This window comes from Porphyrobacter sp. SLTP (genome assembly GCF_009905735.1).
Classification (GTDB): Bacteria; Pseudomonadota; Alphaproteobacteria; order Sphingomonadales; family Sphingomonadaceae; genus Erythrobacter.
This window is the reverse complement of the sequence record NZ_JAAALE010000012.1, coordinates 44,377-67,891: the sequence shown is the minus strand read 5'-3', so window position 1 is coordinate 67,891 and position 23,515 is coordinate 44,377. Positions and strand designations below refer to the sequence as shown.

Below are 23,515 nucleotides of genomic sequence, written 5' to 3'. Positions count from 1 at the left end.
GGTGGAACATTACAGGAACATTGAGCTTCCAACAAGGTGAGTTGCCTAAGTTTCGTCGCCCCGGACTTGATCCGGGGCTTGGCTTTTCTTCTCAAGCGTTTGCGGACGGGAAGTTAGCCAAGCCCCGTGTCAAGCACGGGGCGACGATGCTAAAGGGGTAGGGTTTCGCGCTCCACCCACGCCAGATCATCGCCCGTCAGGCGCGGCGACAGGGTCTCGCGCACCTGCGCGTGATAGGCATCCACCCACGCGATTTCCTCCGCCGTCAGCAGGGCTTTCTCGATCAGCTTGCGATCCAGCGGCACGAAGGTCAGCGTCTCGAACCCGAGATACTTGCCTTCCATCCCTGCAATTTCGCGTTCTTCCACCAGCACCAGATTCTCGATCCGGATGCCGAAGGCGCCCGGCTTGTAATAGCCCGGCTCGTTGGAAAGGATCATGCCCGCGAACAGCTCCTGCCCGGTGCCCGCCTGCCCGCCGCTGGGCTTGGCGATGCGCTGCGGGCCTTCGTGCACGGCGAGCACGCTGCCCACGCCGTGCCCGGTGCCGTGGGCGTAATCGACGCCCGCTTCCCAGAGATATTGCCGCGCCAGCACATCGAGCTGGCCGCCGCAGGTGCCTTGCGGGAACACCGCGCGGGCGAGCTGGATGTGGCCCTTCAACACGCGGGTGTTGCGGTCGCGCATCTCGGCGGTTGGCTCGCCGGGCCCGACCCACACGGTGCGGGTGATGTCGGTGGTGCCGCCAGGATATTGCCCGCCCGAATCGACCAGATAGATCGAGGACGGCGGGATCGGGATATTGCTGTCCTCGTCCACCTTGTAATGCGGCAGCGCGGCATGGCCCGCAGCGGCGGAGATGGTGTCGAAGCTCAGATCGCTGAGGCTGGGGTCTTCCTCGCGGAAGGCTTGCAGGCGCGCGGCGGCGGCAAGTTCGTCCACGCCGCCCTTCGGCGCTTCGATTGCCAGCCAGCGCAGGAAGCGCGACACCGCCGCCCCGTCCCGCGTCTGCGCATCGCGCTGACCTGCCTGTTCGGCCGGGTTCTTGATCGCCTTGGCGAGGATCGTCGGGTCCTGCTTGAACGCGAATGTCGCGCCGCCCGCGCGCAGGGCCTGCGCGATGCCGACCACCGCGAAATCGGGATCGAGCGCGACGCTCTGGCCTGCATATTCGCTCAAGGCGCTTTCGAACGCGCCCCGATCACGGATCGTCACCGCGTTGCCGAGGTGGCGAGTGAGTTCGGGCGTGACCTTCTCGGGCGCGATGAACAGCTCGGCGCTGCCATCCTTGCGGGCGATGACATAGGACAGCGCCACCGGCGTATGCGACACGTCCGCGCCGCGAATATTGAGCAGCCACGCGACCGAGTCGAGCGCCGGGATCACCACGGCATCATGGCCTTCCTTGACCAGCCAATCGGCCACCGCCGCACGCTTGTCCGCCGAGGAACGCCCGGCGAGTGTTTCGTCATGGACCGTCGCCACCGCCGCCGACGGCGCCGGGCGATCGGCCCACACCGCGTCGATCGGGTTGCTGGCGAGCGGGACCAGCGTGACGCCCTTGGGATTGACCTGCTTTTCCAGCGCCTCGACCCAGGCCCAGGTGTGGAGCCACGGGTCATAGGCGATGCGCGCGCCATCCTCGCACACCTCGGCCAGCCACCCGGCAAGGCTTTCGGCGGGCACGCTCTTGTAATCGAACAATTGCCCGTCGACCTGCTCGCGCACCTGCACGGTGTAGCGCCCGTCCACGAAGATCGCCGCGTGGTTGAGCGTCACCGCCGCGAACCCGGCCGAGCCGCCGAACCCCGTCAGCCAGCCCAAGCGCTGGGCATATTCGCCGACATATTCGCTCATATGCTCATCGCTGATCGGCACGATGAACCCGTCCACGCCGCGGCGCTTCAATTCCTCGCGCAGCGCGGCCAAGCGGGCTTCATGGGTCTGCATCAGCATTTCATCGATCCTCGGCTTATCGCGCGGGGCACTTGCCGCGCAGGAATGTATCTCTAGAACCGCCAACATAGGCCCAAAACCCGCGTCTTTCCACCCGGATGCACGCTGGCCGCCTGCCAAAGGGGACGACCAACCATGACCCGCCCGATCAGCCGCCTTGCTCTTGCCACAGCCCTTGCGGCCACCACTTGTGTGCCAGCCGCCGCGAACACCACCACCCGAGAGGAACAGTCCCGCGTGACAACGTCATCCGCCGCTTCCACTGCCGCCACACCCGACATCACACCGCCCGTCGCGGCCAAGCGCCCGCACACCTACACGCATCACGGGATCACCATCGAAGACCCCTATGACTGGCTCTACGACAAGTCGTACCCGGTGGTGGACGACGAGGATGTGCTGAACCACGTCAAGGCCGAGAACGCCTATTTCGAGGCGAAGATGGCGGGCCAATCGGCGCTGACCGAAGCGCTGTTCACCGAGATGCGCGCGCGGATCAAGGAGGACGACAGCACCGTTCCGCAGAAGGATGGCGACTACCTCTACTGGTCCGAGTTCGAGGAAGGCGCGCAATACCGCAAGCATTGGCGCAAGCCCGTCGCAGGCGGTGAGGCCGAACTGCTGATTGATGAGAACCAGCTCGCCGAAGGGCAGGAATATTTCCGCCTCGGCGCGGCTTCGATCAGCCAGAACCAGCGCTATCTCGCCTATTCGACCGACACCAACGGGTCGGAGCGTTACACCGGGCGGATCAAGGATTTGCAGACCGGCGAATTGCTCCCCGATGTGCTGGAAAACCTGCGCGGCGATATGGTGTGGGTCGCGAATGACACCGCGCTGGTCTACGGCCCTTCGACCGAGGAGTGGCGCACGCTGGAAGCCAAGCTGCACGTCATCGGCACGCCGGCGGACAGCGATGTCACGCTCTACAAGGAGGAAGACCAGAGCTTCGGCGTCGGCACCGGGCTGACCGCGCAGGAAGACTGGCTGATCATCGCCACCGGCGACAACGAGACGAGCGAAGTGCGCCTCGTCCCCGCCGCCAATCCGACGGCCGAGCCGATTCTGGTGAAGGCGCGCAAGAAGGGCGTCGAATATTCGGTCGACGTGCGTGACGGCGAATTGTGGGTGTGGACCAATGACGAACACATCAACTTCCGCCTCGCCAAGGCGAAGCTGGAGACGCCGGGTGACTGGCAGACGGTGATCGCGGGGTCGGACGAATTCTATCTGACCGGGTTCGACCTGTTCAAGGACTTCTTCGTCACCGAAGGTCGCAGGAACGGCCTCGATCAGATCGAGCTGCGCCAATATGCCGATCCGGCAAAGATCACCCCGATCGCCTTCCCGGAAGCGAGCTACACCGCGGGCCTGTCCAACAACCCCGAATATGACATGACCAAGCTGCGGCTTTCCTATCAGAGCATGGTCACGCCGAGCACGGTCTATGACTACGACGTCAAGACCGCCAAGCTGGAGACGCTCAAGACGCAGGAAATCCCGAGCGGCTATGACGCCTCGCTCTACACCACCGAACGCGTGACCGTGCAGGCGCGGGACGGGACGATGGTGCCGGTCAGCATCGTAATGCGCAAGGACCGTGCGGAGATCCTCAAGAAGGCCGGGATCGAAGGGCCGGGGCCGCTGCATCTCTATGCCTATGGCGCCTATGGCTATGCCATCCCGCCGGGCTTCTCGACCTCGCGCCTCAGCCTTGTGGATCGCGGCTTTGCCTATGCCATCGCGCATATTCGCGGCGGGGACGATCTCGGGCGGCGCTGGTATCTGCAAGGCAAAATGTTTGAGCGGACCAACACCTTCAACGATTTCGTCGATGCGGGCCGGGGCCTGATCGCCAAGGGCTACACCGCCGAGGGCATGGTCACCGCCAGCGGCGGTTCGGCCGGGGGCGAGTTGATGGGCGCGATCATCAATCAGGATCCCAAGCAGTACGGCGCGATTGTCGCGCATGTGCCGTTTGTCGATGTGCTGAACACGATGCTCAACGAGAAGCTGCCGCTCACCCCGGGCGAGTGGCAGGAGTGGGGCAACCCGATCACCTCCAAGGCGTCCTTCGCCTATATGCTGTCCTATTCGCCCTATGATCAGGTGGTCGCGCAGGATTATCCGCCGATGCTGGTGACGGCGGGGCTGAACGATCCGCGTGTGACCTATTGGGAACCGGCCAAGTGGGTTGCGAAGCTGCGCGAGCTCAAGACCGACGACAACCTGCTGCTGATGAAGACCAACATGGGCGCAGGCCACGGCGGGCAATCGGGCCGCTGGAACTCCCTGAAGGAGACGGCGGAGGAATTCGCCTTCATCCTGTGGCAGATGGGGATGGCACCGAAGACCGAGGGCGAATGACCGGCCCCAACCGCTTTACCCGCAGCTTCGTGGCCGAGCCTTCGCACATTGATGAGCTCGGTCACGTCAATAACACCGTGTGGGTGCAGTGGATTCAGGACATGGCGACGGCGCATTGGGACGCAGTTGCGCGGCCCGAGGATCGCGCGGCGTTCTTCTGGGTCGTGGTGCGGCACGAGATCGATTACCGCGGCAACGTGTCTGAGGGCGAGACCGTGACCGCGACGACTTGGATTGAGGGCCCGGCGATGGGCGCGAAATCGCTCCGCCGGGTGGAGTTTGCCGACAGCGCCGGCAATCGCCTTGTCAGCGCGGCGACCACCTGGGCGATGCTCGACCGCGCCACCGGGCGGCTGGCGCGGGTGCGGCCCGAGGTGCTGGCGCCGTTTGCCTGAACTCCCAGTCCCTCCTCTTTCCTGCGGAACGGGGAGGGACGCGAATTCGCTAAGCCATGCGTTCCCGACGGCGCTCCGGCGGGGCGCTGGTGAACACTGTCAGACGTTCATAGGCGAGCCGGTTGCGGCCGGACGCCTTGGCTTCGTACATCAGCGCGTCGGCGCGGGCGTAGAACTCGGCGAAGGCCATCTTGTGGCGGGTGGCTTCGGCCATCACGATCACGCCCATGCTGGCGGTGACCGGCAGGTCGAGCCCCGGCACTTCCTTGGCGATCCGCATCGGAATCGCCTGCCGCAGCGCCTCGGCCCGTTCGAGCGAGCGCGGGCCGCGCAGCAGCACCACGAATTCCTCGCCCCCCAGCCGCACCGCGATCGAATCCCGGTCGCCGGTCGCGCGGATCGCGCTGGCGCAGGCGATCAGCGCGGCATCGCCAACCTGGTGGCCGTGGAGGTCGTTGATCGCTTTGAACCGGTCGAGATCGACCAGCGCGAAGGTATCGAAGCCCTGCGCCACCAGCTCATCGAAGCGCGCTTCGATGGCGCGGCGGTTCATCAGACCCGTGAGCGAATCGCGGGTCGAGATCTGTTCCAGCATCTTCGCTTCGGTCAGCGCCGCATCGCGCTCGCGCCGCAGGGCGAGGAAGCGGTCGGCAATCGCGAGGCTGATCACCACCACCTCGATCCCGACCGCGACATAGATCATCTGGTCGAGGCTGGAGGGGCCGACGTGCCAGCCAAAGCCGCGCAACAGACGTTCGGTCGAGGCGATGATGATCGGCATCCACGCGGCGGCGATATAGCGTGCCGAGCGGCTGCCGCGCAGCACAGCCTCAATCACCGCCACGCTGATCACGAGGATGCAGGGGATAAAGGTGATGAAATAGCCGCGGTCGTCGAATGTCTGGGTCGCATCGAGCTGGAGCGCGAAGAACCCGGGCGCGATCATGGTGAACCAGCCGGTCGCGATCGTCAGGTTGCGCATCACCCGCGACTGCGCGCCGCGTTCCAGGAAGGTCGCCAGGAACAGCATCGATAGTCCGGCGCCAATGGCGTAGGACAAGGGCGACACCACGGCGAGGACAGCCACCGGCAGCGTCACGAAGGCCGAGGCCAACCCTCCCGCCGTCACCACATAGATCATCATGGCGCTGACCATTGCGGCATGGAGCACCACGAAGCGTTCGCGCAGCACCAGGAAGAAGCTGATGTCGAACAACAGCGGCAGCACCAGCATCCCGACCACGAAGGCCAGCAGCATCATTTCGGTCTGCGACCATTCGGCCTCGCCCGGATCATGGGTGATGCGTGCCTCGGTCAGCAGCGGGACCGAGTGCGGGGCTTCGATCCGGGCCAGCAGCACGGTCGTCTCGGCGGTGACTTTGGGCAGGGGGAGCTGGAACACCGGGCCAGCGGGGAACGCGACCCCATCGGCCTGCGTCAGGCGCGTGACGCGGCTCTCGCCATCGGCGTCGATCGCGTGGAAGGTGACGGACTTGAACCGGGCAATGCGGGAGAAGAACTGCCGCGGCAGCTTTTCACCCTGCCAGCTTCCCGCCTCGAACCGAAGCCAGACCACGGGCACATCCGACCGCCATGACTGGTTGTTGCAGATCCATCGCCCCCGCGCCTGCATGTCGCGCGCCGTGGCCTCGACGCCGCTTGCGGCGTGGCACGTCGGAGCAAAGATTGGCACAGTATGATCATTCGCCGCAGCCGGACGCGCGGCCAACAGCGCGAGGAGCGCAGCAGCCACGACGTAACGGAAGATGAGGCGCGCAAGTGCCATATGGCGGGTCTTACTATGCAAGCTGTTACGATGCTGTTAAGCGAAAAACCTCCTTTTTGGAGGAATATCACGCATTCTCATGCAGTTGCGTGCAGTCACCTAAATTGCTGTGTTCAAAAGATTCAGCATGCCGATCCGTGGCGAAGGATAGTCATAAGCTTGTCATGAAGTCCGCCTAGGGGCGGATCGGGGCGCGGCTTTTGCGCCATTTGGGCAGGGGTTCGATCCGAACTCATCGGGAATAATCATGGCACATTCTATCAAAAAGTTCTTCAAAGTCGGCGGCTTGATGGCGCTGGGGGCTGCAACGCTGACCGCTTGTGACAGCGGCGACGGTTCGGCCAATCAGTCGGTCCACGCGGTGGGTTCTTCGACCGTCTATCCCTTTGCCAAGCTGGTGGCGGAGAATTTCGCCCGGTCCTTCCCGGACAAGCGCTCGCCCCTGATTGAATCGACCGGAACAGGGAACGGCATCCAGCTGTTCTGTTCCGGGCTCGGCCCCAACACCCCCGACATGGTCAACGCCTCGCGCCGGATGAAGCCATCGGAATTCGATAGCTGCGCGTCGAACAAGGTCGACGAGATCATTGAACTGCAAGTCGGGCTGGACGGCATCGCCTTCGCCTCGGCACGCGGCGGGATCATGCTCAACCTGTCGCCCAAGACGATCTATGAAGCGCTCGCCGCGAAGCCTTACGGCAAGCCGCAGACCGCAAAGACCTGGAAGGATGTCGATCCGGCGCTGCCGGCCGATCCGATCCTCGTTTACGGCCCGCCCAGCACCTCCGGCACCCGCGATGCGCTGAAGGAACTGGTGATGGAAGTCGGTTGCAAGACCGATCCGGCGATGAAGGCGCTCAAGGACAGCAACGAGGACGAATACCGCCAGATCTGCACCGAAGTGCGTGATGATGGCGGCTATGTCGACCAGGGCGAGCAGGACAACCTCATCGTCCAGAAGATCGTCGGCAATCCGCGCGCCGTGGGCGTGTTCGGCTATTCCTACATGGAAGAAAACGCCGACCGGGTGCAGGGCCTGCCGATGAACGGGGTCGATCCGACCTATGACAACATCGCCAGCTTCAAATACCCCGGCGCGCGTCCGCTGTTCGTCTATGTCAAGAAAGCGCACATGCGCGCGATCCCGGGGCTTGAGGACTTCATGAAGGAATGGGTCAAGAGCTGGGGCAAGACTGGCCCGCTCGCCAAGGTCGGGATGGTGGCCATGCCGGACGAAGCGATGACGGCCAACGCCGCCAAGGTTCAGAACATGGTCGTGCTGACCAAGGCCGAACTCGAAGCCAAATAGCCGCGCCGATTGCCCGGCAGCGGGCGAGCGGGTAGCGTGGCGCGATGAGCGCGCGCAAGATCGTCCAATGGCAAGAGGCCGGCCTGATCGACGCGGCCACGCGCGACCGGCTGCTCGCCTACGAGACCGAACACGCCCGCCCGCTGGTGCTGTGGGCGGTGTTCGGGATCGGCGCGCTGGCGATCGGGTTGGGGCTGGTGTCAGTCATTGCGGCTAACTGGGAGGATATTCCCGGTCTGGTGCGGCTTTCGCTTCACTTTGCGCTGATTGCCGGGCTGCTGGCGGCGCTGTTCCTGCGCGAGCAGCGGCTGGCGGAGCAGTCTCCTTGGGCGGTCGAGGCGCTGGTGTTTGTCACCGCGGCGCTGGGCCTCACCTTCTTCGGGCATCTCGGGCAGGTCTATCAGACCTCTTCGCCGTTGTGGCAGCCGCTGGCCGTGTGGCTGGCCCTGTTCGCGCCGCTGTTGTTGCTGATGGGGCGGAGTTGGCCTGCCGCACTGGCGGTGGTCGGCGGGATGGTGTGGACAGTGTGGGAATATGCCACCGCCATGACCGGCTACGGCGCGGCGCGCGATCCGGGGCTTGGCTGGCTGATGTGGCTTGCCTTCGTCATCGCTTGCCCGGTTGCCTTCGCGCCGCTCGCCGCCGCTTTGCGCGCACGCAGTGATCGCCCGGGTTTCTGGCGGCGACTAGAGCAATTGGCGCTCGCTTATGCCGTGGCCGGAGCGTCCTTCGCCTGCGCGATCGCCAGTGCCAACGCTTTTGGCGAAACCGCGCTGCTCCGTGAATGGGCGAGCATGGCGGTGAGCGGTGCGGTGCTGGTGATCGCCGGTCTCGGCGTGATGCTGGCGCGGCCGACCGCCTCGGGCCGGATGGCCGGCGCGATCATCGCCGGGGCCGGGGGCGTGCTGGTGTTCGCCTATGCCTGCAACGATCTCACCGTCCCCGCCGCGCTGCTGTTCATGGCCCTATGGGCCGGCATCGCCGCCGCCGCGCTGGCGGCGCAGTGGCGCGGGGTGTTCCAGCTCGCCGTCGGCGTGATTGCGCTGCGGCTCATCATCCTCAGTTTCGAGCTGGCGGGTGATCTGCTGACGAGCGGCTTCGGGCTGATCCTGTCGGGGGTGATGATCCTCAGCGTCGCATGGGTCGCGGTGCGAGTGTCCAAACGCTTTGCTCCACGTGAGGAGCCCGGCGCATGAACCGCCTGATCCGCCTCGCCACTGTTGTTGTCCCCGTGCTCGGCCTCGGCGCGCTGTGGGCGCAGAGTGACCGCACCTACCATCAGGGCACCGAATGGGAGGTCCCAATCCAAGGCTACGATCCGCGCGATTACCTGCGCGGGCACTATGTCGAGTTCAGTTACGATTGGCCGGGGTTCGATGCCCGAGAGCTCGACCAGTGGCCCGCAGCACTGTGTCTTGCCGGTAAGCCGCCGCGCCTTGATGCCGTGTCTGCCGCAGATGATGCAGCCGCGTGCCCCCATCCGATCACCACCGATGGTAACGGGGTCTACGGCATCTCTGCGCTGATGACCGGCCGCCTCTATATCGGGCAGGACCGCGCTGCCCAGCTTGAGGAACAACTCCGCAGCGGCGACCAGCGCGGCATAGTCACCATCCGCCAGCGCGAGGACGGCAGCTTCACGCCCATCGCCATCCGCTTCCGCCCGCTCACCCCCGCCGAAATCGCCGCGCGTGATGCGCAGCGGGCGGAGGAATTGCTTCCCCCGCCCGCCATCAAGTCCCGCTAGGGCGCGGTCAGAACTTCGCGGTCACTTCCACCCCGTAGAACTGCGGTTCGGCCGGGATGAAGGTCGGGATGCCGAACGCGCCGCCGGTGTTGCCCGCGTCGAGCAGATAGTCTTCATCGAAGGCGTTGCGGATGAAGCCGGCGATCTCGTAGCGCTCATCGGCAAAGCTGATCCCGGCGCGCGCGTTCACCAGCGTTACCGCTTCCTGCGCGATCAGCGGGTTGTTCGGAACTTCGAAGAAGATCCGGCTGCGGTGCGTCACGCTCGGCGTGGCGAAGAAGCGCATCCCGTTGCCGAATTCGTAATTGACGGTGAAGCCGCCCGCGGCCTGAATTTCCGGCTGCAACCGGAACCGCGCGCCCGAGAAGGCGGGCGAGAACGCGCCGTCCTCGTCAATCCCGCCGTCGATATAGCCGACATTGCTGAACACATTGAGCCAGTCGGTCACGTCGATCGCCAGCTCCGCCTCAACCCCAAGGTTGGAGGCCTTGCCCGCGCTCTGGGTGACGAAGGCGCCGGTCGGGTTGCCCTGCGCATCGAGCTGCGCGACCGAGACCTGGAAGTCGTTATAGACCTGATAATAGACCCCGATCGATCCCGACACGCGGCCCGTCGCCAGCTTGATCCCGCCTTCGTAGTTCCAGACGGTTTCCTCGGCGATGGTCTGGACGTTGGGGACCGGACGCCCGCCACTGCGCGCAGCGGCGACCTGCACGACCGGCGAACGGCGACCCTTGGAGATGGTGGCGAAGACATTCACATCGTCGTTGATCCGGTAGAGTGCATTGACGCGCGGCAGCCACGCCTGGAACCACTTGTCGGCGGAGAACGTCCGCCCGCCGGTGTCGATCTGGCCGGGGATCAGCGCCGCGCGGCTGATCTGGCTGTTGGGCACGCGGGCGAAGAATTCCGAGCCGCGATATTCGGTCAGCCAGCGGATGCCTGCGGTCAGTTCGAGGCTTTCGAACGGGATCCAGGTCGCATCGGCAAACAGCGAATAGGCTTCGTTGCGGCCCTGGTTCTCGAACACCGAGGTGTAGGGGATCGCGGTCGCCGCTCCGCCGGTGAGGATCGCGGTCACGCCGCTCGCCGGAACCGAGCCGTTGGGCGCGACGCAGGCGATGCCCGGCACCAGCGGCGCGCCGAACAGCGAGGAGAGGCACTGGAGGAAGGTGCCTTCCTCGGTGGCGAAGGGCACGTTCTGGCGGCCGTCCTCGATGAAGGCATTCCAGCCAAAGCTCGAACGCAGCTTGGTGCCGGTATAGGTGAAGCGGCCTTCATGGCTGACCTGCCAGCCATCGGCGATCTCGGCGAATTCGAGGAAGGGCGCGGCGCTGCCGTCGGCGTCGAACACTTCGGCGCTGTCAAACTTGCGGTAACCGTTGACGGTGGTGAAGCTCCAGTCGGTGTCGAACTGGTGGTCGATGGTGAGGTTGATGTCGTAAACCTCGCGGTTGAGGCCGAGCTGGTCGTCGCCCAGCGCCGCCGCGCCCGCCGGGTTGCCGCCGAGATTGGCATCGCGGAAGGCATTGGCCGACCCGCCCGGTGCGCCGGTGAAGGCCGGGAAGCGGCCCGAAATGAACGGTGTGCCGCCATTGCGCTGCTGGTCATAGGTGCCGACGAGGTCGACCGTCAGATCCTCGGTCGGGCTCCAACGCAGCGAGGCGCGCAGGCCGAGCTGATCCTGCGCGTAGAGTTCCTCGTCCTGATTGGGAGAAAGGTTCTCGACATAGCCATCGCGCGTGCGCCATTCGCCCGCGAGGCGGAAGGCCAGCGTGTCGCTGCCGACATTGACGAAACCGCCGAGCAGGGTCTGGTTGAAGTTGCCATAGCCGCCGCGCACCTCGGCCGAAAAGCCTTCCCGCGGACGGGCGGAGACGATGCTGATCGCACCCACGGCGCTGGCGGTGCCGAACAGGGTCGCCTGCGGGCCCTTGATCACTTCGACACGTTCGAGATCGTAGATCGCCTGATAGGAGCCGCGCGAGCGCGAGATGTCGACGCCGTTGTAATAGAGCGTGACGCGCGGGCCTTGCTGGGCCGAGCCGCTATCCGAGGTGATGCCGCGGATCACGATGCCGGGGTTGTTGGCGCTCTGCTCCTGGATCAGCAGGCCGGGGACGTAGCTTGAAAGCTCGTCGAGATCGGTGATGCCGAGGTCGCGGATTCGCTCGCCCGTGGTGGCGGTGATGGTGATCGGCACGTCGACGGCGCGCTGCTCGATCTTCTGGGTAGTGACGATGATCTCGTTACCCGAGGCGGTTTCGCTGTCCGCCGGCGCTTCGGCGTCCTGCGCAAAGGCGGTCTGCGGGGCGGCGGCGAGGATGGTGGCGACCGCGACGAGCGAGACGCGCGAGAGGGTGGTGCGGTTCATGTTCTGGCTTCCCTGTTGCATGAGAGAGGCCTTGCCCGTGGCACCAATGCGTGACGCGCCCGCTACGGCGCGATGAAAGCAGCGTTACGCGGGGCTTACAATTTGAAGGCGTTGCCGAATTGCATCGCAGGCCCCCAGTCCCTCCCCATTGCTGCGCAACGGGGGGGGACGCAAAGCATCACAACGGATTGCCGTCCTTATCCCGGTAGATTTCGCGCCGCCCGACATGGTTCGCCGGGCCGACGAAGCCGTCTTCCTCCATCCGCTCGATCCACTTGGCCGCGGTGTTGTAGCCGACACCCATCTGGCGCTGGAGCCACGAACCGGACGCCTTCTGGTTTTCGAACACGATCTGGCAGGCCTGCCGGTACTTGCGTTCTTCCGGGTTGTCCGAGGCGGTGAATTCATCGTCGAAGCCGAACCCGCCGCCATCCTCGGGCTCTTCGGTGACGGCGTCGATATAGGTCGGCGATCCTTGCGCGCGCCAGTGATCGGCGATGGCTTCGACCTCCTCGTCCGAGACGAAGGGCCCGTGGACGCGCACCATTGCGCCGGTGTTGGGCTTGTAGAGCATATCGCCCTTGCCCAGCAGCTGTTCGGCTCCCTGCTCGCCCAGGATCGTGCGGCTGTCGATTCGGCTGGTCACCTTGAAGCTGATGCGGGTCGGCAGGTTGGCCTTGATGACGCCGGTGATGACATCGACCGAGGGGCGCTGGGTGGCCATGATGAGGTGGATGCCGGCCGCGCGCGACTTTTGCGAGAGACGCTGGATCAGGACTTCGATTTCCTTGCCCACCGTCACCATCAAGTCAGCCAGTTCGTCGACGATCAGCACGATCTGCGGCAGCGGCTGGTAATCGAGCTGTTCTTCCTCGAACAATTGCTCGCCCGTCTCGGGATCGAAGCCGGTCTGCACCCGGCGGCCCAAGGGCTTGCCCTTGGCGATCGCGGCGCTGACCTTTTCGTTGAACGAGGTGATGTTGCGCGAGGAGATTGCGCTCATCATCCGGTAGCGCCGCTCCATTTCCTCGACTGCCCATTTCAAGGCTCGCACCGACTTGGCAGGCTCGGTCACCACCGGCGAGAGCAGGTGGGGGATGTCGTCATAGGTCTTGAGTTCGAGCACCTTGGGATCGATCAGGATCAGGCGCAGTTCGGTCGGCGTGAAGCGGTAGAGCAGGCTCAGCAGAATCACGTTCAATCCGACCGACTTGCCCGATCCGGTGGTGCCCGCGACCAGCAGGTGCGGCATCGCGGCCAGATCGGCAATCACCGGCTCACCAGCGATATCCTTGCCGAGGATGATCGGCAGGTTGCCCTTGGCCTCGGCAAAATCGGCGCAGGCGGCGAGTTCCTTCAGCATCACTACCTGGCGATCCTGATTGGGCAATTCGATGCCCATCACGGTCCGACCGGGGATCGGCGAGACGCGCGCCGAGATCGCGCTCATGTTGCGGGCGATATCTTCGGCAAGGCCGACCACACGGCTGGCCTTGATGCCGGGGGCGGGCTCCAGCTCGTACATCGTCACCACCGGGCCGGTACGCACGGCGGTGATTTCACCCTTCACGTTGAAATCGTCGAGCACGTTTTCGAGCAGGCGGGCGTTGCGTTCCAGCGCCAGCTTGTCGAGCTTGGGCGCCTTGTCGACCGGCGGTTCGGCGAGCAGGTCGAGGCTGGGGAGGTTGAACGGCGCAAACATGTCGGTCTGCGCGGTCTTGCCCGCCGCCGCGCGCTTGGGCGGGGCGGAGGGGTCGCTGATTTCCGGCGGGCGGCGCGGAGGCTGCGGCGTTGGCTCTGCCGCCGCCTCACCCTTGAGCGTGCGGCGCGGACGCGGGGCGACAACATCATCATCTTCGTCCGCGTCGTCACCGGCAAAGCCGAGCGCCGGGACAGATTCGCGGCCCGGCAGCGGCAGGCGGCGCATCAGTCCCGACAGCGAGCCGCCGCCCAGAAATTCGGGCAGGCTCATCAGCACGCGCCAGTCGATCGCGAAAATCCGGGTCAGCAGGCCCACGCCGACCGCAAGGCTGGTGAGCGCGAGGCCGAGGATCACCCAGCCTTCGGCATCCGCGCCAAACCGCGCCGCCACCGCCTGGATCGCGCCGGCGCCGAGCAGCCCCGACAGGCCGCCTGCCTGCGCGGGCAGGGTGCCGCCCTGTCCTTCGAAAGCGAGGCTCAGCACGGTCGCGATCAGAGTCATGGCGATCAGCAGCAGCGCGGTGGGCATCCACCAGGCGGTGGTTTCGGGCACGTCGCCATTCTCGACATCGCGCCACAGCTTGCGCGAAGAGACATAGAGCAAGGGCAGCAGCAGCACGCCGGGCAGGCCGAAGATCAGCAGCACCTTGTCCGCCGCCCAAGCGCCCATAGCGCCCATCCAGTTGGCGACTTCGTCCGGATCAGCCGCGGTCGATCCGCTGGGATCGGTCTGGGTGTAGCTCGCCAGCGCCAGCGCCAGAAACACCGCAGCGCCCAGCAGCAGCCCGGCACCGGTCATCTGCGCGATTCGGCGCAAGCTGCGGCGCAGACCTGCGCGCCATTCGGCATCAGTCTGGCGACCGGGTTTGACGGGTGTGACCGCGCGGCTGGCCATGGGGGTTCTCCTGTGCAGAACACATCATGAATCCTCGGCGGACTCGGGTCAAGGAAAGAGCGATGAACGACATTGGTCTGTGTGGCTGAGATCGGCCCAAGGGCCGCAAGGCCGACCGGCCGACCGCAGGGATGCGACCTTCAGGTCGCGTGAGCGAGGATTTCGCAGCCCGGAGGGGCTGCGGCTAACAAGAAAGCCCGTCGATGGCGGCCCAGCGCGGCCATTGGAGTGTGTGTGCGCGGTGCCGGGTCATCCCACCGAGGGCGATCACCGGCAGCCGCCCTTGCCGTGCCAGCAACCGGAACCGCACCGGCCCCAGCACCCCGCCGCCGGGGTGGGAGCGGGTCGGGAAGACCGGCGAAAGCAGCGCCGCGTCCGCCCCCAGCCGCGCCGCCAGCCCCAGCTCGGCAAGGTCATGCGCGGTGGCGAGGTGGATCAGGCCGCTGCGCCGCGGGGTCAGTGAGCGAGGTGCGCCATAGATCCCGTCTGCCCCCCACTCGCGCGCGGTCAGGGCCGAATCGGCGAGGATCGTCACATGACCCCTGGCCCGCGCGATCCGCCGCAAGGCGCGGAACCGGGCGTAACGCTCCGGCCCGGCCAGATGGTAATGGCGATAGATCCACCCCGATCCGCGCGGCAGCTTCGCCAAGGCGCGTGCCAACCCCGCGTCATTGCGCGCATCGCTGATCAGCCACAGGGCGGGGAGGGGCTTTGCGCGCGTCACGCACCCGCTATAGAGCGCCCCCATGGAAAATGCAGCGTCCCGCCTCGCCGATGTCCGCGCCAATATTGCCAAGGTGTGCAAACCCGCCCGGCGCGAGCCGGCTGACGTCACGCTGATTGCGGTCAGCAAGACTCACGAGGCACCTGCGATTCAGCCGCTCATCGACGCTGGTCAGCGCGTGTTCGGCGAGAACCGGGTGCAGGAAGCGCAGAGCAAATGGCCCGCTTTGCGCGAAGGCTATCCCGATATCGAACTGCACCTCATCGGCCAGCTGCAATCGAACAAGGCCGAAGAAGCGGTCGCGCTGTTCGACGTGATCCACTCGCTCGACCGGCCGAGCCTGCTGACCGCGCTGGCCAAGGCGATGGACAAGGCGGGGCGGCGGGTGCCGTGCTTCGTGCAGGTCAATATCGGGGACGAGGCGCAGAAGGGCGGCTGCCCGATTGCCGATCTGCCCGCGTTTCTGGAGGCCGTGCGCGCCGCCGATGTGCCGCTCGCTGGGCTGATGTGCATTCCCCCCGCCGACACCGAAGCCGCGCCGTTCTTTGCGCTGCTCGCCAAGCTGGCGGCGGATCACGGCCTCACCGGCCTCAGCATGGGGATGAGCGGGGATTACGAGACGGCGGTGATGCTCGGAGCGACGCATATCCGGGTCGGCACCGCGCTGTTCGGATCGCGGGGGTGAGCGAGGCGCTCGCCCGGCTCGACGCCTTCATTGCCACATGGCGGGAGCCGCTGTGCGCGGGGTCTGCCGAAGTCCGCATCGCGGCGCGGCCGCTCGAACAGCCGCCGGGCCTGCATTCTGCCTGCGCTGACGCTTTGGTCACCAGCCTCGGCTATCAGCCGATTGGCGGCAATTGGGAACTGCTCGATGCCGAGGCCGAACCTGACGGCGCCCGCTCGGCCCGTGCGGCGCTGGTCGAGGCGTTTGCGTGCCACATGGTGTTTTCGCACGAGCCGTGGCTGGGCGAGGCGGATGCGCTAGCGATGGCCGAGGATTTCCTCGCCTGCTTCGACGCCCGCACCCGCCAGATCGTGACCAACCGGATGTATTTCGGTTGGAATCCGATCACTCCTGCGAGTTTCGAATGGGCCTTCGTCGCCTTCGACGACACCGCGATCGCGCTGCTGCTCGCCACCGCCGAGGACTAACGAAAAAGGGCGCTCCGTTGCCGGAGCGCCCTCTTCTGTTTCACGCCCGAGTTCTTCTTAGAACTCAAACAAAGCTTCGATCCCGACGTTCCGGCCGCGCAGCAGCGGGCTGAAGGTGCCTGCTGCCGGACGATCCGCGAAGGGCAGGCGCACGCCGGTCGACAGCGGGCCGCCGAACGGAACCTGCGTGTCGCCGCCTTCCTGGACCTGATCGAACAGGTTACGCCCGTAGATCGAGAGCGACAGGCCCTCGACCGGGGTGTTCCAGGTGACGTTGGCTTCCAGCTGGTGGATGTCGTTCAGCCAGCCGAAGTTGTCGTCGGTATAGGCCGCCGTGTCGCGGTACTGGTAGTTCACGCGGGTGAGGATGTTGCTGCTGCCCAGATCCAGTTCGTGGATCAGGCCCGCGCCCACCGTGACCGGGGGAACGCGCGGCAGGCTCAGCGCCAGGTCACGCCCGTTGATCTGGCCATCGCCCGAGATGTCGAACAGGATCTCGGTATACTCGGCGTCGATCACGCCGATATTGGCGGTCAGGATCAGCGCGTCGGTCGCACGCAGCCGCATTTCGGCTTCGATCCCGTTGATCGAGGCGTTGGCGGTGTTGAAGATCGACTGGGCCACACCGGCGGTCGGCGACGACTGGTTCACCTCGCGCTGCATGTTGTCGATCTTGGTGATGTAGCCCGCGACGTTGAAGGTGAACACGCCATCGGCGGTCTGGAACTTGCCGCCCACTTCGTAGGTGTCGACCTTTTCCTCGTCGAAGGCGAGCGAGCCGCCCGGTGCCAGCGCGATCTGTTCGAAGGCATTGGCGTTGGTGATGCGGAAGTTATAGCCGCCCGAACGGAAGCCGCGGCTCCAGTGGCCGTAGACCTGGCTGTCGCCGAATTCGTACTGGAGGCCAAGCTTCGGTGAGACGTTGCGGAACCGCACGCGGTCGGTGAAGCCGTTGTTCTCGGTCGACGCGCCGGTCACCGGGTTGAGCAGGACCGGGTTGCGGCCCGAGGTCGGGCAGGTGCCATCTACCACCGAACAGGCCGGACGCGGACGGACATAGGTGACAGCGGCGTCCTTCGTTTCCTGGTTCCAGCGGATGCCCGCGATGACCGAGAGACCGTCGATCACTTCGTACTGCGCATTGGCGAACACGCCGAGCACTTCGTGATCCTGACGGCCACCGCCGAAGAACTGGAGCGGGCTGGCAAGCGGCAGCGCGCGCTGTTCGGTATAGGCGAGGTTCTGATCGAACCAGAAACCGCCGAAGGTCAGGTCGAGCCCGCTTTCGGTCGAAATCGCGTAGCGCAGCTCGTTCGAGAACTGCTCCTGCGCGGTTTCGGTTTCCGAGTGGAACAGGAAGCGCGGGGTCGCATCGATGTCGCCATCGGTGGTCGCGTCATACTTGCGCCAGCCGAACACGTTGGTCAGCGTACCAGCGCCGATATCCAGCGTTGCGGTGAGCGAGCCGGTCCAGATCTCGTTGGCGTAGCCGCCGGGGTTGTCGATCGCCAGATCATAGGTGTTGCGATCAAAAATCCCGCGGTTCTGGGCCGAGGGGCCATCGCCATCGCTCTCGAAATAGTCGAGCTTGCCGAGCAGGGTCAGACCGCCGAGCCGCGCTTCCAGTGCGCCGCGCAGGATCTTGGTTTCGGCCTTGCCGTGGTTGCGCGACAAGGTCGGGATGGTGTCGGCCGCCAGGTTGCGGAAGTAGCCTTCGTCCTTGTTGTAATAGGCGCCCAGCTTGAACAGCAGCACGTCTTCGACGATCGGGCCGCTGATCACGCCGCTGACGGTGTAGTTTGCGCCGCCGCGGCCGCTATCGAGCGCCGGGCCGTCCACGGCCGCGCGGAACTTGCCGCGGAAATCCTCGGTCGGGTTGCCGGTGTTGATCACCACCGCGCCGCCGGTCACGTTACGGCCGAACAGGACACCCTGCGGGCCGCGCAGCACTTCGACAGAATCGAGGTCGAACAGGTCGAACACGACGCCGCCGTTGATGCCGAGGTACACGCCGTCAACGAACACGCCGACAGTCGGGTCGATCGACGGGATCGACGAGTTGATGCCCAGACCGCGCACCGAGAAGTTGGCGGTGCCGCGGCTGGTGCCGACCTGGTCAAGGCTGACGCTGGGCGCTTGGAACGACAGGCCCGAGATGTCGCGGATCTTGAAGGCTTCGAGCGTGCCGGCGTTGAACGCGGTCACGGCCAGCGGCACGTCCTGCACGTTTTCGGCATCCTTGGTCTTGGTGCCGGTGACGAGGATTTCGTTGATGCTGTCGAGCGCGCTGGTCGTTTCTTCCTGCGCGGGCGCTTCAGCGTCCTGCGCATGGGCAGCGACGGGAAGAAGGGCGGCGGTGGTGACGAGCAGCGCCAGCTTGCCGAGCCGGAGGTGGCTCGGCAGGGATTGTGCGATCTTCATGTTATAACTCTCCCTGAGTTGAGGGCCGCCCCCATAGCAATACGTTTCGGGATTGCAACCTATCGCGCAAATCGCCCGCCAAGGCGCTCAAATGCCGCTATCTTCAAGCTTTTGCAGTTACGCTTTTTCGAGCTGTTGCTGGCGCTGATCGCTGGCTGCGGCGAGCAGGGCCGCCTCGATTTCGGCGAGGCGTTCGGGCGCCTTGATCTTGGCGGCGGTCAGATCGGTCACGTAGAATGTATCGGCCGCGGCCTCGCCATAGGCGGTGATATGCGCCGAATGGACGATCAGATTGGCTTTGTAGAGCGCGTGCGCCAGCCGGTTGAGCAGCGCCGGACGGTCGCGCGCGGTCACTTCGATCACGGTGAAGTGGTTCGATGCGTCATTGTCGAAGCCGACGCGCGGGGCGACATCGAAGGCCTTGGCGCGCGAATGGGCGAGCGGGCGGGCGGCGAGCTTGGGCACCAGTTCGACCTTGGCGAGCAGGGCGTCGCGGATGCCTTTCTCGATTCGGGCCATCTGTGCCGCCTCGCGGAAGGGCTGGGCATTGTGGTCCTGCACCAGGAAGTTATCGACGGCATAGCCGCTGCGCGCGGTGTGAATGCGCGCATCGATGATGTTGGCGCCGGCCAAGTGAATGCCGCCCGCCATGCGGTAGAACAGGCCGGGGTGGTCCGCCGCGATGACGCTGACGCGGGTGGCGCCGCGGGTTTCGTCAACCTCGCACCGGATCGACAGCGCCTCGCCCGCCGCATCGGCGGCATCATATTGGGTGAGGTTTCCGGCGATGATGTCTTCCGGCTCGGCGATCCAATAGGCATCACCCAGCAGCGCGCCGATGCTGTTGACCAAGTGATCCGCGTCCGCGCCCAGCAGCCGTGCGACGGCAACCTTCTTGGCCGTGACCCGCGCCTTGCGTCCATTGCCCTTGTGCCCCAGCCGCAGCCGTTCCTGCGCGGCGTCGTAAAGCTCGCCGAGCAGCTGGCCCTTCCAGCTGTTCCAGGTGCCGGGGCCAACCGCGCGGATATCGACCGCGGTGAGGATCGCGAGGTTGCGCAGGCGTTCGAGGCTTTGGACCTCGCCCACGAAATCCTCGATCGTCTTGGGATCGGTGAGGTCGCGCTTCTGCGCGGTGCGGCTCATCAGCAGGTGTTGCAGCACCAGCCAGGCGACCAGATCGGTCTCCTTCTCGTCGAGCCCGAAGCGCGGGCACAGGTGGTGTGCCACATCCGCGCCGAGAACGGAGTGATCGCCCCCGCGCCCCTTGGCGATATCGTGCAGCAGCACCGCGACATAGAGCGCGCGGCGCGAGGCGAGCTTGGGGAACTCGCGGGTGGCGCGGGGGTGATCGGCTTCGAGCATCCCGCGCTCAATCTGGCTCAGCAGCCCGATGGCGCGGATGGTGTGCTCGTCGACCGTGTAGTGGTGATACATGTCGAACTGCATCTGCGCATTGACCCGGCCAAAGTCGGGCACGAAGCGGCCGAACACCCCGGCCTCGTTCATCCAGCGCAGCGCGGTTTCGGGGTCTTTGCGGCCTGACAGCAGATCAAGGAACAGCGCATTGGCGCGCTTGTCGCGGCGCAGCTTGCCGTCGATCAGCTTGGCATCGCGTCCGACCTGACGCATGGTTTCAGGGTGGACTTCCAGCCCCTCGGCCTCGGCCAGCTGGAACACCTCGATCAGGCGGACGGGATCGGCGCGGAACCAGTCATCGCCGGGTGCCCGCAGCCGTCCCCCTTCGACGGTGTAACCCTTGAAGATCCGCGGCCGCTGGGTCCAGCCAGCGAAAAACCCGGTGCGCGGGCGCTTCTTGGCGAATTCCTCGTCCAAGTGGGAGAGGAACACGCCCGTCAGGCTGCCAACGCGTTTCACCTGAAGGAAATAGTATTGCATGAACCGCTCGACCGCGCTCTTGCCGGGACGGTCGGCGAATTGCATCCGCTCGGCCACGGCGCGCTGCAAGTCAAAGGTCAGACGGTCTTCGGCGCGATCGGTGATAAGGTGCATATGGCAGCGCACCGCCAGCAGAAAGCCCTCGGCGCGGCGGAAGCTGCGATATTCGTTGGCCGTCAGCAGACCGACATCGACCAGCTGCGCGCCATTATCGACGCGGTGGATATACTTGCCGATCCAGTACAGCGTCTGGAGATCGCGCAAGGCGCCCTTGCCTTCCTTGATGTTGGGTTCGACCACATAGCGGCTGTCGCCCATGCGCTTGTGCCGCGCATCGCGTTCGGCCAGCTTCTGGGTCAGGAACTGGCGCTCACTGCCCTTGACAACATCGTTCCAGAACCGGGCGCGCAATTCTTCGTACAGCGCCTGTTCGCCCCACACCAAACGGCTTTCGAGCAGGGCGGTGCGGATGGTGAGGTCCTCTTTCGCCATGCGCACCGTATCGGCGACGGTGCGGCTCGAATGGCCAACCTTGAGGCCGAGATCCCACAGCAGATAGAGCATCGTCTCGATCACCTGCTCGCACCACGGCGCGCGCTTGCCCGGGGTGATGAAGGCGACGTCGACGTCCGAATGCGGCGCCATCTCGGCCCGTCCGTAACCGCCGACCGCGAGGATCGCGAGCCGTTCGGCCTGAGTGGCGTTGGGGGCGGGGTAGATATGCGTGGTGACGTGATCGTGGATCACCCGCAGCAGCTGATCCATCAGGAAGCTGAAGCCGCCGGTGACATCGTGCCCGGCCGAGGGCGTCTCAGCCAGCCGCCGGGCAAGCTCCGCCCGCCCGGCATCCAACGCATCGCGCAGCGCCTTGACGATCGCAGGGCGCGCACGCTCGCCATCTGCCTCATGCAAGGCAGCGATTTCCTCGGCCAGCGCGCGGCGATCAATGATCGCGCGCTGGCCGGGGACCCGGCGGGGGCTCACGGGTGGCTCACGCGGCGACAGCTTCGGCGGCGAAGCGGGCCTTGACCGTGCGCTTGTCGATCTTCTGGGTGCCGAGGCGCGGCAGGGCCTCGCTGGTGAACCAGATGTGCTGTTCGAGCGGCACCTTGAAGGGGGCGATCCGCTCCAGCAGGAAAGCGCGCAGCTCCGCAGGCGTGATCGCCGGGTGGCCGTCCTTCATGGCATAGACCGCCGCTGGCACCTCGCCAAAGCGCTCGTCCGGCAGGCCGAACACCGAGCATTCGCCGACATCGTCATGGGCGTAGATCGCGTCTTCCACTTCGATGCACGAAATATTCTCGCCGCCGCGGATGATGATGTCCTTCTTGCGGTCGACGATGAACAGGTAGGCGTCTTCGTCGAGATAGCCGAGATCGCCGGTGCGGAAGTAGCCATTGTCGGTGAATGCGGCCTTGGTCGCCTCCTCGTTCTTCCAGTAGCCGCGGAAATTGGCGACAGAGCGAATGCAGACCTCGCCCACCTGACCCTGCGGCAGTTCATTGCCAAGGTCATCAAGGATCGCGAGATCGACCAGCGGCTTGCTGGCGCGACCGGTCGAGCCGGGCTTGGCGAGGTAGTTCTCGTTGAAATTGCCGCAGCCCACCGCGTTGGTTTCGGTGAGGCCATAGCCCAGCAGCGGGAAGCCGCCGGGGAAGGCTTCCTTGATCCGGGTGACGTGTTCCACCGGACGCGGCGCGCCGCCAGCGGCGAAGCTCTTGCAGGCCGACAGGTCGTAATTGGCGCGGTCGGGGTGGTTGGCGATTTCGTAGCTCATCAGCGGTACGCCGACGAAATAGGAGACCTTTTCTTCCGCCATCAGCCGGATCGCGAGGCCCGCGTCCCACTTGGGCATCAGCACCAGTTTGCGCGCGATAGCGAAGCTTTGCAGGAACAGCGGCACTTCGCCCGTGACGTGGAACAGCGGCACGGCGACCAGCGCGCAGGGCTGATCGGTGATGACCTCGCCCCCGCTTTCGAGATGCACCTTGGCCATCGCCGACTGGGCGACATAGTTCATCACGCCGTTGACCACGCCGCGGTGATCGGACCACGCGCCCTTGGACTTGCCGGTCGAACCAGAGGTGTAGAGGATCGTGGCGATGTCATCCGGGCCGAGTTGGCCCAACATGGCCATCGCCGCGCTGGTGCCCTGCGGCAGCGCCCAGGTGTTGGCGAGGCCCTCTGACGGGGCGTTGCCGTGGTCGAACAGCACGATCTTGGCGGGGTGGGCATGGCCCTCAAGCCGCGCGGCGCGGCCTGCGTCGGCCAGCAGCACCTTGCATTCCGCCAGATCGAGCCCGTAGGCCAGTTCCTCGCCCGAGGAGAAGCCGTTGAGCAGCGTCGCGCAGCCGCCCGCCATCAGGATGCCCATATAGGCGATCATCCAGTTGGCCGAATTGCGCGCGGCTAGCCCGATACGGTCGCCCTTGGCGATGCCGTGGGTCTTGGCCAGCCCTTCGGCCACGCAGGTCGCGGCGGCATAGGCCTCGCCAAAGGTCAGGCGGATATCGCCATCGACCAGGAAGGGCAGATCCTTGTTCTGGTTGGCAAAGTGGGCGAAATAATGCGCAAGGCTCGGCGGAGCGCCGGCGAAGGCTGGCATCGTCACGCCGTCACGGGTGAAGGGCACGGTGGCGAAGGGCTGGCCATCAGCGGTGAGGCCGGTGATGATCGCTTCGAGCGCATTGTCCAGCTGGGTGGGCATGCGGTGATGTTCCTCTCTCATTGTTGTTGCGGCCGTCCAGCCGGGGTGCGACCCACGTCCGAATTGCCTGTCCCATTCTGCCCGGC

Annotated in this window: 15 protein-coding genes; 7 read left to right on the top strand and 8 right to left on the bottom strand. The window is 65.5% G+C overall.

The genetic code is table 11. The annotated features are described in order from the left end of the window. Positions 1-149: 149 nt before the first annotated feature. Positions 150-1,955 (bottom strand): aminopeptidase P family protein, encoded by a 1,806-nt coding sequence (locus GVM20_RS11355; RefSeq protein ID WP_166547308.1) that lies wholly within the window; start codon positions 1,953-1,955, stop codon positions 150-152. Positions 1,956-2,090: 135 nt separating this feature from the next. On the opposite strand from GVM20_RS11355, the gene GVM20_RS11350 reads away from it, so the two are divergent. Further along, on the top strand, positions 2,091-4,322 hold the full coding sequence (locus tag GVM20_RS11350) for a S9 family peptidase (protein ID WP_166547307.1): 2,232 nt from the start codon (positions 2,091-2,093) through the stop codon (positions 4,320-4,322). Continuing rightward, on the top strand, positions 4,319-4,717 hold the full coding sequence (locus GVM20_RS11345) for an acyl-CoA thioesterase (RefSeq protein ID WP_166547306.1): 399 nt from the start codon (positions 4,319-4,321) through the stop codon (positions 4,715-4,717). Before GVM20_RS11350 ends, GVM20_RS11345 begins: the two co-directional genes overlap by 4 nt. A 49-nt stretch (positions 4,718-4,766) precedes the next feature. Here the strand turns inward: GVM20_RS11345 and GVM20_RS11340 are convergent, their stop codons facing one another. Next, entirely contained in the window at positions 4,767-6,503 is a 1,737-nt protein-coding gene (locus GVM20_RS11340) for a sensor domain-containing diguanylate cyclase (RefSeq protein ID WP_166547305.1), read from the bottom strand. A 247-nt stretch (positions 6,504-6,750) separates the two neighbouring features. On the opposite strand from GVM20_RS11340, the gene GVM20_RS11335 reads away from it, so the two are divergent. The 3 genes from GVM20_RS11335 to GVM20_RS11325 are packed head-to-tail and all read left to right on the top strand — an operon-like array spanning position 6,751 to position 9,559. Continuing rightward, a complete protein-coding gene (locus GVM20_RS11335; protein WP_199799572.1) occupies positions 6,751-7,812 on the top strand; it encodes a substrate-binding domain-containing protein in 1,062 nt (353 codons plus the stop codon). Positions 7,813-7,856: 44 nt separating this feature from the next. Further along, positions 7,857-9,008, top strand: a complete 1,152-nt coding sequence (locus tag GVM20_RS11330) for a DUF2157 domain-containing protein (protein ID WP_166547304.1) — start codon at positions 7,857-7,859, stop codon at positions 9,006-9,008. Then, positions 9,005-9,559 (top strand): GDYXXLXY domain-containing protein, encoded by a 555-nt coding sequence (locus GVM20_RS11325; RefSeq protein ID WP_166547303.1) that lies wholly within the window; start codon positions 9,005-9,007, stop codon positions 9,557-9,559. Before GVM20_RS11330 ends, GVM20_RS11325 begins: the two co-directional genes overlap by 4 nt. Before the next feature lie 7 nt (positions 9,560-9,566). Here GVM20_RS11325 and GVM20_RS11320 read toward each other — a convergent pair whose 3' ends face one another. From GVM20_RS11320 to GVM20_RS11310, 3 genes are all read right to left on the bottom strand, one after another. Then, positions 9,567-11,933 carry a TonB-dependent receptor gene (locus tag GVM20_RS11320; protein ID WP_166547302.1) on the bottom strand — a complete coding sequence of 789 codons (2,367 nt, stop codon included), beginning with the start codon at positions 11,931-11,933 and terminating at the stop codon, positions 9,567-9,569. A gap of 178 nt (positions 11,934-12,111) precedes the next feature. Next, positions 12,112-14,529, bottom strand: a complete 2,418-nt coding sequence (locus GVM20_RS11315) for an FtsK/SpoIIIE family DNA translocase (protein WP_166547301.1) — start codon at positions 14,527-14,529, stop codon at positions 12,112-12,114. A gap of 184 nt (positions 14,530-14,713) precedes the next feature. After that, positions 14,714-15,277 (bottom strand): thiamine phosphate synthase, encoded by a 564-nt coding sequence (locus GVM20_RS11310; RefSeq protein ID WP_166547300.1) that lies wholly within the window; start codon positions 15,275-15,277, stop codon positions 14,714-14,716. Between GVM20_RS11310 and GVM20_RS11305 the strand changes: the two genes are divergently transcribed. Both GVM20_RS11305 and GVM20_RS11300 read left to right on the top strand, forming a co-directional pair. After that, entirely contained in the window at positions 15,276-15,938 is a 663-nt protein-coding gene (locus GVM20_RS11305; protein ID WP_166547299.1) for a YggS family pyridoxal phosphate-dependent enzyme, read from the top strand. The two genes, GVM20_RS11310 and GVM20_RS11305, sit on opposite strands and share 2 nt — an antisense overlap. Then, positions 15,935-16,405: a hypothetical protein gene (locus tag GVM20_RS11300; RefSeq protein WP_166547298.1), complete on the top strand. Its 471-nt coding sequence runs from the start codon at positions 15,935-15,937 to the stop codon at positions 16,403-16,405. Before GVM20_RS11305 ends, GVM20_RS11300 begins: the two co-directional genes overlap by 4 nt. A 57-nt stretch (positions 16,406-16,462) precedes the next feature. Here the strand turns inward: GVM20_RS11300 and GVM20_RS11295 are convergent, their stop codons facing one another. From GVM20_RS11295 to GVM20_RS11285, 3 genes are all read right to left on the bottom strand, one after another. Then, positions 16,463-18,826 carry a TonB-dependent receptor gene (locus GVM20_RS11295; RefSeq protein ID WP_166547297.1) on the bottom strand — a complete coding sequence of 788 codons (2,364 nt, stop codon included), beginning with the start codon at positions 18,824-18,826 and terminating at the stop codon, positions 16,463-16,465. Between the two features lie 117 nt (positions 18,827-18,943). Further along, positions 18,944-21,706, bottom strand: a complete 2,763-nt coding sequence (locus GVM20_RS11290) for a [protein-PII] uridylyltransferase (protein ID WP_166547296.1) — start codon at positions 21,704-21,706, stop codon at positions 18,944-18,946. A gap of 7 nt (positions 21,707-21,713) precedes the next feature. Continuing rightward, complete coding sequence (locus GVM20_RS11285) at positions 21,714-23,429, bottom strand: class I adenylate-forming enzyme family protein (protein WP_166547295.1); 1,716 nt, start codon at positions 23,427-23,429, stop codon at positions 21,714-21,716. Between the last annotated feature and the right edge of the window lie 86 nt (positions 23,430-23,515).

Coding starts and splice junctions, on each gene's coding strand:
- GVM20_RS11355 (WP_166547308.1), bottom strand. CDS start 1,955: ATGCTGATGCAGACCCATGAAGCCCGCTTGGCCGCGCTGCGCGAGGAA.
- GVM20_RS11350 (WP_166547307.1), top strand. CDS start 2,091: ATGACCCGCCCGATCAGCCGCCTTGCTCTTGCCACAGCCCTTGCGGCC.
- GVM20_RS11345 (WP_166547306.1), top strand. CDS start 4,319: ATGACCGGCCCCAACCGCTTTACCCGCAGCTTCGTGGCCGAGCCTTCG.
- GVM20_RS11340 (WP_166547305.1), bottom strand. CDS start 6,503: ATGGCACTTGCGCGCCTCATCTTCCGTTACGTCGTGGCTGCTGCGCTC.
- GVM20_RS11335 (WP_199799572.1), top strand. CDS start 6,751: ATGGCACATTCTATCAAAAAGTTCTTCAAAGTCGGCGGCTTGATGGCG.
- GVM20_RS11330 (WP_166547304.1), top strand. CDS start 7,857: ATGAGCGCGCGCAAGATCGTCCAATGGCAAGAGGCCGGCCTGATCGAC.
- GVM20_RS11325 (WP_166547303.1), top strand. CDS start 9,005: ATGAACCGCCTGATCCGCCTCGCCACTGTTGTTGTCCCCGTGCTCGGC.
- GVM20_RS11320 (WP_166547302.1), bottom strand. CDS start 11,933: ATGAACCGCACCACCCTCTCGCGCGTCTCGCTCGTCGCGGTCGCCACC.
- GVM20_RS11315 (WP_166547301.1), bottom strand. CDS start 14,529: ATGGCCAGCCGCGCGGTCACACCCGTCAAACCCGGTCGCCAGACTGAT.
- GVM20_RS11305 (WP_166547299.1), top strand. CDS start 15,276: ATGGAAAATGCAGCGTCCCGCCTCGCCGATGTCCGCGCCAATATTGCC.
- GVM20_RS11310 (WP_166547300.1), bottom strand. CDS start 15,277: ATGGGGGCGCTCTATAGCGGGTGCGTGACGCGCGCAAAGCCCCTCCCC.
- GVM20_RS11295 (WP_166547297.1), bottom strand. CDS start 18,826: ATGAAGATCGCACAATCCCTGCCGAGCCACCTCCGGCTCGGCAAGCTG.
- GVM20_RS11285 (WP_166547295.1), bottom strand. CDS start 23,429: ATGCCCACCCAGCTGGACAATGCGCTCGAAGCGATCATCACCGGCCTC.